Origin of the sequence: Streptomyces sp. NPDC050388, assembly GCF_040655635.1 — a bacterium.
GTDB lineage: Bacteria > Actinomycetota > Actinomycetes > Streptomycetales > Streptomycetaceae > Streptomyces.
The window spans coordinates 50,105-59,539 of record NZ_JBFAKH010000026.1 but is presented as its reverse complement, the minus strand read 5'-3'; the positions used below and the strand labels follow the sequence as shown (position 1 = coordinate 59,539).

18 protein-coding genes are annotated in these 9,435 nt (G+C 70.3%); 15 read left to right on the top strand and 3 right to left on the bottom strand.

Features of this window, described 5'->3' with window-relative positions; genetic code table 11:
- Positions 1 to 31: 31 nt before the first annotated feature.
- The gene (locus AB0I73_RS17295) at positions 32 to 682 is read left to right on the top strand and encodes a CGNR zinc finger domain-containing protein (protein WP_363038158.1); all 651 of its coding nucleotides are present in this window, start codon (positions 32 to 34) and stop codon (positions 680 to 682) included.
- On the opposite strand, the gene sodX is transcribed toward AB0I73_RS17295, so the two are convergent.
- Positions 565 to 999 carry a nickel-type superoxide dismutase maturation protease gene (gene sodX / locus AB0I73_RS17290; protein ID WP_363038156.1) on the bottom strand — a complete coding sequence of 145 codons (435 nt, stop codon included), beginning with the start codon at positions 997 to 999 and terminating at the stop codon, positions 565 to 567. The two genes, AB0I73_RS17295 and sodX, sit on opposite strands and share 118 nt — an antisense overlap.
- A 145-nt stretch (positions 1,000 to 1,144) precedes the next feature.
- Here sodX and sodN point away from each other — a divergent pair, with 145 nt between their 5' ends.
- The gene (gene sodN / locus AB0I73_RS17285) at positions 1,145 to 1,540 is read left to right on the top strand and encodes a superoxide dismutase, Ni (protein WP_363038154.1); all 396 of its coding nucleotides are present in this window, start codon (positions 1,145 to 1,147) and stop codon (positions 1,538 to 1,540) included.
- A gap of 137 nt (positions 1,541 to 1,677) precedes the next feature.
- On the opposite strand, the gene AB0I73_RS17280 is transcribed toward sodN, so the two are convergent.
- The gene (locus AB0I73_RS17280; RefSeq protein ID WP_363038152.1) at positions 1,678 to 3,042 is read right to left on the bottom strand and encodes a LysM peptidoglycan-binding domain-containing protein; all 1,365 of its coding nucleotides are present in this window, start codon (positions 3,040 to 3,042) and stop codon (positions 1,678 to 1,680) included.
- 422 nt (positions 3,043 to 3,464) lie between these two features.
- Positions 3,465 to 3,890: a helix-turn-helix transcriptional regulator gene (locus AB0I73_RS17275; protein ID WP_363038151.1), complete on the bottom strand. Its 426-nt coding sequence runs from the start codon at positions 3,888 to 3,890 to the stop codon at positions 3,465 to 3,467.
- A gap of 176 nt (positions 3,891 to 4,066) precedes the next feature.
- Here AB0I73_RS17275 and AB0I73_RS17270 point away from each other — a divergent pair, with 176 nt between their 5' ends.
- The 13 genes from AB0I73_RS17270 to AB0I73_RS17210 all read left to right on the top strand — a co-directional run bounded on the left by AB0I73_RS17270 (position 4,067) and on the right by AB0I73_RS17210 (position 9,389).
- Positions 4,067 to 4,312, top strand: coding sequence for a helix-turn-helix transcriptional regulator (locus tag AB0I73_RS17270; RefSeq protein WP_363038149.1), 246 nt, complete (start codon positions 4,067 to 4,069; stop codon positions 4,310 to 4,312).
- A gap of 9 nt (positions 4,313 to 4,321) precedes the next feature.
- Entirely contained in the window at positions 4,322 to 4,549 is a 228-nt protein-coding gene (locus AB0I73_RS17265) for a hypothetical protein (RefSeq protein ID WP_363038147.1), read from the top strand.
- Between the two features lie 92 nt (positions 4,550 to 4,641).
- Positions 4,642 to 4,983 carry a hypothetical protein gene (locus AB0I73_RS17260; protein WP_363038145.1) on the top strand — a complete coding sequence of 114 codons (342 nt, stop codon included), beginning with the start codon at positions 4,642 to 4,644 and terminating at the stop codon, positions 4,981 to 4,983.
- On the top strand, positions 4,980 to 5,774 hold the full coding sequence (locus AB0I73_RS17255) for a hypothetical protein (protein ID WP_363038143.1): 795 nt from the start codon (positions 4,980 to 4,982) through the stop codon (positions 5,772 to 5,774). Before AB0I73_RS17260 ends, AB0I73_RS17255 begins: the two co-directional genes overlap by 4 nt.
- Positions 5,771 to 5,971, top strand: coding sequence for a hypothetical protein (locus tag AB0I73_RS17250; protein WP_363038141.1), 201 nt, complete (start codon positions 5,771 to 5,773; stop codon positions 5,969 to 5,971). Before AB0I73_RS17255 ends, AB0I73_RS17250 begins: the two co-directional genes overlap by 4 nt.
- Positions 5,968 to 6,441: a hypothetical protein gene (locus tag AB0I73_RS17245; protein WP_363038139.1), complete on the top strand. Its 474-nt coding sequence runs from the start codon at positions 5,968 to 5,970 to the stop codon at positions 6,439 to 6,441. The genes AB0I73_RS17250 and AB0I73_RS17245 overlap by 4 nt, the downstream gene beginning before the upstream one ends.
- 67 nt (positions 6,442 to 6,508) lie before the next feature.
- The gene (locus AB0I73_RS17240) at positions 6,509 to 7,048 is read left to right on the top strand and encodes a WhiB family transcriptional regulator (RefSeq protein WP_363038137.1); all 540 of its coding nucleotides are present in this window, start codon (positions 6,509 to 6,511) and stop codon (positions 7,046 to 7,048) included.
- Positions 7,045 to 7,263, top strand: coding sequence for a hypothetical protein (locus AB0I73_RS17235; protein ID WP_363038135.1), 219 nt, complete (start codon positions 7,045 to 7,047; stop codon positions 7,261 to 7,263). The genes AB0I73_RS17240 and AB0I73_RS17235 overlap by 4 nt, the downstream gene beginning before the upstream one ends.
- Entirely contained in the window at positions 7,263 to 7,619 is a 357-nt protein-coding gene (locus AB0I73_RS17230) for an HU family DNA-binding protein (protein ID WP_363038133.1), read from the top strand. The genes AB0I73_RS17235 and AB0I73_RS17230 overlap by 1 nt, the downstream gene beginning before the upstream one ends.
- Positions 7,616 to 7,837, top strand: coding sequence for a helix-turn-helix domain-containing protein (locus AB0I73_RS17225; protein ID WP_363038131.1), 222 nt, complete (start codon positions 7,616 to 7,618; stop codon positions 7,835 to 7,837). The genes AB0I73_RS17230 and AB0I73_RS17225 overlap by 4 nt, the downstream gene beginning before the upstream one ends.
- Positions 7,834 to 8,259, top strand: a complete 426-nt coding sequence (locus tag AB0I73_RS17220) for a hypothetical protein (RefSeq protein ID WP_363038130.1) — start codon at positions 7,834 to 7,836, stop codon at positions 8,257 to 8,259. The genes AB0I73_RS17225 and AB0I73_RS17220 overlap by 4 nt, the downstream gene beginning before the upstream one ends.
- Positions 8,260 to 8,313: 54 nt before the next feature.
- Positions 8,314 to 9,150 (top strand): hypothetical protein, encoded by an 837-nt coding sequence (locus AB0I73_RS17215; RefSeq protein WP_363038128.1) that lies wholly within the window; start codon positions 8,314 to 8,316, stop codon positions 9,148 to 9,150.
- Positions 9,147 to 9,389: a hypothetical protein gene (locus AB0I73_RS17210; RefSeq protein ID WP_363038126.1), complete on the top strand. Its 243-nt coding sequence runs from the start codon at positions 9,147 to 9,149 to the stop codon at positions 9,387 to 9,389. Before AB0I73_RS17215 ends, AB0I73_RS17210 begins: the two co-directional genes overlap by 4 nt.
- Positions 9,390 to 9,435 lie beyond the last annotated feature (46 nt).

Sequence of the window (9,435 nt, the reverse complement as noted above, 5' to 3'; positions counted from 1 at the left end):
CGACCATAAAGCCACCACGTAAGGACTACAAGTGGAACTGGCCTATTACTCGGATTACGCCGTGCGCCTCGTCAACACTGAGGAACCGGCCCGGGGCAAGGACACCCTGACCTCGGTGGAGGCCGTGCGCGCCCTGTTCGGCGCCAACCAGTCCGCGGCGCGGCGCGCGACCGATGCGGACGTGACCCGGTTCCGCTCGGTCCGGGCCCGGCTGCGTGCGGTCTTCGAGGCGGCGGACGGCGGCGACGAGACGCTCTCCGTCGACCTGCTGAACTCGCTGTTGCTGGAGTTCCCGGTGAGCCCGCAGATCTCCGGGCACGACTTCCGTGACGACGACGGCCGACCGCTGTGGCACATGCACCTGGCCGACCATCCGTCCAACGCGACCGCCGGCTACGCGGCCATCGCCGCGATGGGCCTCGCCTTCCACCTCACCGAGTACGGCGTGGACCGCCTCGGTCTGTGCGAGGCCCCGCCCTGCCGCAACGCCTACCTCGACACCTCGACCAACCGCTCCCGGCGCTACTGTTCCGACCGCTGCGCCACCCGGGCCAACGTGGCCGCCTACCGCGCCCGCAAACGCTTGGAGGCCGAGCGGGGGGAGAAGACCGGCCGCACCGCCGACAGCACCCAGCCCACCAGCGCCAGCGGCGACCGCCGACCCGGTTTGCGCGGCCGGTAGCGCAGACGGACCCGGCCGAGCACCAGGTCGTCGGGCACCACCCCGTAGTCGGTGCTGTCACCACCGGCGTACGTGTTGTCCCCCAGCACCCACCAGCCGCCCTCGCGCCGTTCGGCGGCCCGCTTCACCACGAGCAGATCCTGCTGGAACGGGTGCCGCAGCACCACCACGTCGCCCGGCTTGACCCGGGCCCCGTAATGCACCAGGAGCCGGTCCCCGTGGTACAGCGTGGGCACCATGGACGGCCCCGTCACCTCGGCCACCCCGAAGGGCAGCGGCGCCCCCACCCGCTCGGCATCCTGCGACAGCTCCGGCATCACCCGGCACCTCCCCGGTTCTTCCTCCACCAGTCTCAGTCTGTCCCCCGACTTTTGTCCTAGGCCCCCGGGGGCACTCGCCAAATCCACTCCTCCACGGAGTAATGTCCCCTGTGAGAAGACGATCACGAGGAAGGATTGCTCCATGCTTTCCCGCCTGTTTGCCCCCAAGGTCAAGGTCAGCGCCCACTGCGACCTGCCCTGCGGCGTGTACGACCCCGCCCAGGCCCGTATCGAGGCGGAGTCGGTGAAGGCCATCCAGGAAAAGATGGCCGGCAACGACGACCCGCACTTCCAGGCCCGCGCCACCGTCATCAAGGAGCAGCGCGCCGAGCTGGCGAAGCACCACGTCTCCGTGCTGTGGAGCGACTACTTCAAGCCCCCGCACTTCGAGAAGTACCCGGAGCTGCACCAGCTGGTCAATGACACCCTGAAGGCCCTGTCGGCCGCCAAGGGCTCGACCGACCCGGCCACCGGCCAGAAGGCGCTGGACCACATCGCCCAGATCGACAAGATCTTCTGGGAGACGAAGAAGGCCTGACCCGTACCCGACAACGACGGCACTCCCGACGGGTCTGCCGCCCAGGTCGGAGCGGGAACGAGAACGGCCCGACCGCAATAACCAGTCGGGCCGTTCCGTCACCCCATGATCATTTGGGAGAGGAATGGGAGACGAGGTCAGGACGACCGCCGGCGCCTCTCCCACTGCGACGGCTCCACCTCGCCGACGGCCGACTTCTCCCACGCCTCCTGGAGCGCCCGGGCGATCGCCAGTTCCATCTCCGGCGACGTGTGGCTGTACGTCCCTTCCACACCCTGGAGCTTGTGACCCATCCGCTCCTCCACCGCGACGCGCGGGTGTCCCTGCTCATCCAGCCAGACCTTGTGGCCGTGTCGCAGGCCGTGCGGAACCATGTCGGCCAGGCCGTCGACCGCGGGCAGGGCAGGCGTCGCGCGCCGGCCTCGCCTCACCGGCTCGGCTTTCTGGCCCCCGATGATCGGCTTCCAGAAGCGGCCGTAGAACTGGTCGTCCACACGGAGCGGCCGGCCGCGCTGCGAGGGGAAGACGAGTGTCTCGTGAGCGTTCGCGGCGAGGACCTCGGACAGCAGGTCGCCCAGGAAGGGCGGCAGGATCAGCGTCCGGTAGCTGGAGTACTTCGGCGGGGTCAGGGTGAAGCCCTTCGGCAGCTTGATCTTCTGCCCTACGCGCAGGCGCGCGCCCGCGGTGAGGTCGTTGGCCTTCGCGATCTCCTCGGCCCGCTTCACGTCGGCCAGGCGCAGCCCGGCGATCGACTCCAACGTCTCGCCCTTGTTCACGGTGTGCCTCGCGGGCTCGGTCAGCCACTGTCCTTGCCACTGCACGCGCAGCGACTTGCCGTACTCGAGGGCCAGGAGGTGGAGCTGGTCGCGGCGGAGGCCGGCGACCTCCCCCATGCGGAGCCCGGTGTAGGCGACGGTGAGGATCATCGCGTGCCACTGGAGGCCGCGCAGGGTGCGGGCGTTGTCGGCAAGGAGGCGGACCTGGCGGGGGGTGGCCCACACGTAGTCGTCCTCGGCTTCTACGGTGACGTGGCGGCCACGGCGGCGCTTGGACGCGGTGGGCATCGGGTTGTGCGGGATCAGCTTCTCTTCCACGGCGTCATCGAGGAGCATCCGCATCAGGCCTTCGATGCCCTTGACGTAGTTGGGCTTGCGCTCCTTGTTCAGCTGCTGCTGCCACCGCTTGTAGCTCATCGACGTGATGTCGCCGATCGGGGTGCTCTCCCACTGCGGGAGGATGACCGACCGCAGTCGGCTGCGGTAGGTCTGGACGGACATCTCGGAGACGTCCATGATCTCCAGCCACTCGGTGACCCACTCGCCGAACAGCTTGCGTCCGTCGCTGGGGTTGATGAAGACCTTCCGCTTTACGTCGGTCTCCTGCGCGCGCCCCCAGTCGAGAGCGTCTTGCTTCGTCTCGAAGCCGGAGGCTGACGCGTACTCCCCGTTGGGGAGTTGGTACCTGACGCGCCAGGACTTCCCACGTTTCTCGGCGTATGCCACGCCCTGGTTCCTTCCGGGCCGATGACGGCAGGCACCCCTGACTGCCAGTCATCTATCCAGGACTACGCCGGTGCCGCCTTACCTGAGCGGGCACCCTGTCTGGCTGCACGCGGCGCAGTCTCCTCCTTGTCGCCGTACCAACTGGCGTGCGATCCGTCGGGTGGTGGAGTCGGTGAGGACCTTGGGCGTCATGACGCACACGATCGTTTCTCCCACCAGGCCCGACCAGCCGACGAAGCCCGGCCCTTGATCCAGCGTGATGAACTCGTGCTGCATAAGCCCCCTTCCAGCGCAGTGGCGTTACGTGTTGTTGACCATTACACACACCGCGTGGTGGCCGAAAGGAGGCGCTAGAACTCAAAATCGAACAGTCAGTAACGATGCTGCTACAACAAAAAGTTGTACGGTCAGGGTCTTGCGTTCTAGTCGTCGCTGGCCAGAATGCCGCGCCTCTTCAGCTCGGCGACAACCCCCTCACTTAGCTCCGCCATCTTGCCTGCCGGAACGTCCGGCAGGGTCGCGATGATCGCGTGCTGCACAGCCTGGCGAGCGGCGTCCGCACCGGCCACCGGAGCGATTCGGACGCCCTCGAACTCCTCACCGGCTTGCTGTAGCTCGGTGGCCCCTTCGATCACCGCCATGCAGGCGCCGGGCGCCAGGCCGAAGGCGCGCTCAATCTTCGTGTACGTGACGTCATGAACCGACTCCCCCCTCTCCACCCGCATGTAGGTGGTGTGGGTCAGGCCTGCGGCGTCGGCGGCCTGCTTCTTGTGCCAGCCGTTCTTCGTCCGTCTCTGAGCGATGAGCCTGCCGAGTCGGCGCCGGCCTTCCTGGTCGGTGGTAGTCATGAGCCCCATCGTTTCAGGTACTGCCAGGAACCGCCAGGAACACATACCGGCCAGCGATAGCCCTTGGCGAACACTCACAGGAACCTCGCATTCCACCTGCCATCACCTCCCAACCCCTGCGACTAGATGCGAGTTACTGCTAGCAGTTCCTAATAGAAACTGATAGCTTCTGAGGCATGACGGCACCCCGAGCTACCTACGAGGTGGACGGGTCAGCGATACGCAAACGCCGCATGGCACTTGGCATGCAGATCGCTGACCTCGCCCGCAACGCAGGCATCACCCGCAGCTACGTCTCGCGGCTGGAAACCGGCGTGCGGCGCCAAGTGCGACCCCCCACCTACAAGGCGCTCCGGACCACCCTCGGCGTCGACACCGCCGACGACCAACTGCTCGCCAAGCGCGAGCCCAACACCGAATGAGGTGACCCAGTGTCCGCCAAGACCCTCACCCCGGAGGACTTCACCAACGTCGCCGAGACGTCCCGGCGTCTCGGTATCGGCCAGCGCCGACTCCGTGACGGCGTCAACCACTTCGGCTTCCCCGCCCACCGCATGGGGCGCCGGCTGATGTTCAGCGCCGAGGACCGCGCGCAGATCGCTGAGATGCACCGCATCCCCGCCGGTCGCGGCGCGAGCCGCCGCATGCGCGCCGCCTGATCCACCCCTGATGCGCCGAAGGGCCGCCCGACTGCCAGGCCTGGCGACCCCCGACTCGGCGCCCCTACACAGCCAAGAAAGCAGAGGTCACCGTGACCGAACAGGCTACCTCCACCCCCCCCTCGCTGATCCGCCTGCACCACGCCTCCGTGGTGCTCCAGCTGCTGGCCACGCACCCCGAGCTGGCCGCCGCCCCGATCGACTGGGAGATCAACGACCGCGACAGCGGTCTGTGGGCGCGCGTGAAGTACGGCATCCCGGAGAGCGAGTCGGCCGCCCGGAAGCTGGCCGCCGCGCTGAACGCCAAGGTCATCGTCGACGACGTGAGCGGACGCCCGCTGTACTCGGTCTACGGCACCTGGCACGGCACGGAGGTCAACCTCCAGGCGTTCGGCCCGGCCGCCAGCGACACCGCTGAGGCGGTGACGGCATGAACCTTAAGCAGCAGCTGCCCCGCCGCACCGAGTCCGGCATGCACACCCGCGCCATCAACGCGGCCGCCGGCGTGCTGCTGGCCGCGATGGAGCAGGGACAGCAGACGCCGACCGGGCTGGCCCTCGCCCTCGACTCCGCCCGCCTGCTCAACTCGCCGGAGACCGCCGCCGAGCTCGAGCAGCTGCGCGAGCGGTCGACCGCCGTCCCCTCCGCGCTGGCCGCCGAGGAGCGCGCCGAACTCGCCGAGCACCTGGGCGACGCCAAGCCCGCGACCACCAGCCTGATCGCCTCCCTCGCCAAGACCGTCCGCGACGTCCGCGACCACGAGCACCCGACGTGGGAAGACCTGTACTGCCTCAACCTCGTCTCGTACATGGGCGAGCGCATGGCGCCGGTGCTGCGCCGCCTGCTGGACACCGAGGCCCGCGTCGCCGAGCTGGAGGCGCGGCTGGCCGAGTACGACCGGCCCGTCGACGAGGACCCCATCGCCTACGCGCTCACCGACAAGGCCGCAGCCGAGGACATCGTCCACCCGTGCGGTTGCCCGAAGCGGTTCGACCGGCACGCGTGGGGCTGCCCCACGCTGGCCGCCGAGGACGACGTGACACCGCAGGTGGCCAAGCTGCGCGCCCTGCTCGCCGGACAGCGAGAGGACGCCGCTCGCGAAGCCGACGACCCGGCTCGCTGCCTGGAGGTCCACTCGTTCAGCCCGCGTGACGGCTGGCGGATGATCTGCGGCTCCTGCGACCACGGCAAGGACGCACCGTGCCACAAGGGCGGTGCCCAGTGAACGCCGCGACGCCCGCCGAGTGGCTCACCGCCGCCGCCATCGGCACCGCTCTGTACCTGCCCTTCGTCGCCGTCATGTTCGCCGCCGGGGTCGACCTGCCGAACGTGTCACTGGACGGGGCGCGCGACGCCGCCGAGCGGGTGCGGCTGGTGCTGGCCCTGGGCTGCCGCCTGGAGACCGGGGAGGACGTCCGATGAGCGACGACTTCGTGTTCCGCACGCTGATCGCCGACCACCCGGACCCGGCGACCGCCAGCCGCGCGCTGGCGATGGCCGAGGCCGCCGTGCTGCGCCGGGCCGCTGACGCCCTGAACGCGCTGCCGCAGGACTACGAGTGCGACCCGGGTTGGGGCGACGCCGCCGAGCGCCTGCGCCGTACGGCAGACGGGATCGAGGAGAAGTGCAGCCCCGCCGGGGCCGACGCCACTCCCGGCCCGGCCGGCCACGAGGCCCGCCTCGCGCAGCTCCTCGACGCCATCCGCACCCACGGCGGTAAGTGGTCCACCCGCAGCGTGCAGGACCTGTGCCGCACGACGGGCGGACGCGTACAGCGGGGGACCGCACGCCGTGACCTCGCTGAGCTGCACCGCCGCGGTCACCTCGCGCAGCACGGCGCGGGTGACGGCCGCTTCTACACGCTCAAGACCAGGAAGGACGGCGCCGTATGACGAACGTCGCGCAGGCCGGGGCCCTCGAGGCCCCGGCCGCCGGCCAGGTCCCCCCGGGTGGTGCCCAGTGACCGCGTCGCACCAGCACCCGGACACGCTGCCCAACGCACTCGCGTGGGCGGACCGGGCCGCCTGCCGCGGCCTGCCGCTGGACCTGTTCTTCTCCGACGCCAAGGGCACCATCCGGCAGGCGAAGCGCGTCTGCCGCCCGTGCCCGGTCCGCCCGCAGTGCCTCACGGAGACGCTACGGGCGGAGGGCTCCAACCGGTACGGCGTCAGCGGCGGCCTGGACGCCGACGAGCGCGCCAAGCTGGCCGGGCAGAACGGCAAGGGCCAGGCAGCAAAGTCGTCCCGCCGGGCCCCTGCCCCGTGCGGTACGCCGGCCGCGTACCGGCGCCACTTCCGCAGGGGAGAGATCCCGTGCGCGGAATGCTCACGGGCCAACGCCGAGCGCCGGGCGCGGCAGAAGCCCGCCGAGTGCGGCACGAACGCGGGGCACCGCAAGCACGTCCGTGAGAAGACCGAGATCTGTGCGCCGTGCCGCCAGGCGCACTCGGCAGCGGAAGCCCGGCTGCGCCGCACCGGCAGCACCACCGCCCCGAAGTGACCAGCCAGACGGAGGGCGGCGGCATCGGGCCGCCGCTCCTCGACTGGCGGGACTCCTCCCACTGGTCGCACACGGAGAAGCCGTGCCGCTACTGCGGCCGGCCGACCAACCTCCGCGACTCCAAGCGGTCGCCCGCCCACAAGATGTGCGCCGAACGCGCGCTCGCCCAGCAGGCCGCCGACGCGGCCGACGCCTATCAGATCGGACACCACTGATGACCACCGTCGTCCGCCCTACCGGGCCCCTCAACAAGACCCGGCTCGCCGAGGCCGTCGCGCTCCAGCTCGGCGTGTCCAACGAGGACGGCATTCGCGCCGTCGAAGCCGTACTCAACGTGATCGCCCGGACCGTCGCCGGCGGGCACAGCGTCACCGTCACCAACTTCGGCAGCTGGATCCCCAAGCACAGGCCGGCCAGCACCCGGCGGAACCCGCAGAACGGCGACCCCGTTCCCGTGCCCGCGCACACCCGCCTCTTCTTCCGGCTCTCCGACCGCCTGGCCGCCGCCGTCCGCGCCCAGGACCCGGCCGCCGCCGACATCACCAAGCTCCCGAAGGGCAGCCTCCGATGACCCGCCCCACCCCGGGCAGCCAGGTGACCGGCACCCGCCGCCAGGAGCTCGCCGCCGAGGCGAAGGACTGGTACCTGCAGGGCTGCACCATCCAGTCCACCGCCGACCGTATCGGCCGCTCCTACGGCGCCACCCGCGTGCTGCTCCTCGAGGCCGGTGTGAAGCTCCGGCCCCGCGGCGGCATGCGGACCCGCTTCGGATCGGCGGACCGCCGATGACCCGCTACTTCCACGGCGGCATCCCCGGCCTCAAGCCCGGCGACCTGATCACCCCGCACCCGCCCAACGTCGTCGACGGCTGCGACATCTGCGCCGCCAAGGCCGCCGGGCAGCAGCCCGTCGTGGACGGCCTCGGCGTGGTCGACCCGCTCACCGAGCGCCCGGACCGCGTGTACCTCACCAGCGACCGTGAGTACGCCCGCTTCTACGCCTCCAAGTACCCGCTCGGCGACCTGTACGTCGTGGAGCCCGTCGGCGACCTGGAGCCGTCCGCCGAGGACCACTTCCCCACCTGGACGGCCCCGACCGCGCGCGTCGCCAGCGTCTACGACCGCGCCGTACGGCTCACCCCGCACCGCCGGCGGACGCTGCTGCGCCGCTGGAAGGCCGCGGACCTCGAGCACGCCCGCGCCCGCGAGTAGCCCCGCCCGGACCTTGCCGTATCGGTTCCGCACCACCCCCGAGAGAAGGACCAGTTGAGCACTGAGGAGCAGGACAGCCGCGCGAGCGGAGGCGTCCCGAACGCCTTCGGCAACGCGTTGTCGTGGAAGTGGACGCGCCAGATGTCCACCTATCTGCGCCGGTCCGGCCTGCCCCTGCTCCTGTGCCAGCTGAGGAACTTCGCCAACGCGTCGGGGGAGGTCGCCTTCTCCGGGGACCGGAAGCCCATCCGGATCACCGACATCGCCAAGGCCGCCTGCGCCGACGAGAAGGACACGCGCCGCTACATGGAGGCCGCGATCCGGGCCGGCGTCGTCCAGGTGGTCGGGGAACGGAAGCGTGGCAAGCCGACCCGGTACGTGATCGTCGTGCACCCGTTCCCGGACTGGCAGGCCGCCGAGGACTACCTGCAGTCGACCGCCCGGAAGCGTGCGCCGGCCTGGGAGACCAAGGCAGGAAGTTCGGGGGACAGCGCCCCGAACCGGAACGGGGGACAGTCCCCCGAACTTCCCGGCGGTACGGATTCAGAAGTTCGGGGGACAGCGCCCCGTATGAGTTCGGGGGACAGCGCCCCGAACGGTTCGGGGGACAGCGCCCCGAACAACCCAGGGGGGTTCCCAGGGAGTTCCCATGACGGGGCCGAGGTCGGTTTCCAACCTCAGGTAGTGGGCGCTCCGGAAGATCAGATCGATTACCAGGAACACCACCACGACGACACCAGCTCGGCGCCGGACTCCGACGACCCCGGCACGTGGCGCGTCTGCCCCGGCTGCCGCCGTCGGATCATGCCCAGCCCCTGGGACCCCGACCGCCGGGTGCACGCCCGATGCGAACCCCACCTCGCCCCGGAAGCCGAGAGGACCAGCGCATGACGCCCTACGAGCGGCTCATGGCCGAGGAGATCCCCACCGGCACCTTCGGCCACGCACGCCCCCCACGGCCCCAGGAACGCCACGCACGGCCCTGGACCCCGAAGGAGCAGGCCCAGCACCTCGCCGAACTGAACGCCGCCCTAGACGGCTGGCAGGACACCAGCGAACGCGCCCAGCAGAAGCGAGTCCGTCACCTCCACCTCATCCACGGCCGAGACCAGACACCACACGCCGCCTGACCGCCGTGCCATCCGGTTCCGCCCGCCATCGCGCACAGACAGGACT

Bases quoted from the DNA above. Each gene is read 5' to 3' on its own strand.
- sodX (WP_363038156.1), bottom strand. From the start codon at position 999: ATGCCGGAGCTGTCGCAGGATGCCGAGCGGGTGGGGGCGCCGCTGCCC.
- sodN (WP_363038154.1), top strand. From the start codon at position 1,145: ATGCTTTCCCGCCTGTTTGCCCCCAAGGTCAAGGTCAGCGCCCACTGC.
- AB0I73_RS17275 (WP_363038151.1), bottom strand. From the start codon at position 3,890: ATGACTACCACCGACCAGGAAGGCCGGCGCCGACTCGGCAGGCTCATC.
- AB0I73_RS17270 (WP_363038149.1), top strand. From the start codon at position 4,067: ATGACGGCACCCCGAGCTACCTACGAGGTGGACGGGTCAGCGATACGC.
- AB0I73_RS17255 (WP_363038143.1), top strand. From the start codon at position 4,980: ATGAACCTTAAGCAGCAGCTGCCCCGCCGCACCGAGTCCGGCATGCAC.
- AB0I73_RS17245 (WP_363038139.1), top strand. From the start codon at position 5,968: ATGAGCGACGACTTCGTGTTCCGCACGCTGATCGCCGACCACCCGGAC.
- AB0I73_RS17230 (WP_363038133.1), top strand. From the start codon at position 7,263: ATGACCACCGTCGTCCGCCCTACCGGGCCCCTCAACAAGACCCGGCTC.
- AB0I73_RS17225 (WP_363038131.1), top strand. From the start codon at position 7,616: ATGACCCGCCCCACCCCGGGCAGCCAGGTGACCGGCACCCGCCGCCAG.
- AB0I73_RS17220 (WP_363038130.1), top strand. From the start codon at position 7,834: ATGACCCGCTACTTCCACGGCGGCATCCCCGGCCTCAAGCCCGGCGAC.
- AB0I73_RS17210 (WP_363038126.1), top strand. From the start codon at position 9,147: ATGACGCCCTACGAGCGGCTCATGGCCGAGGAGATCCCCACCGGCACC.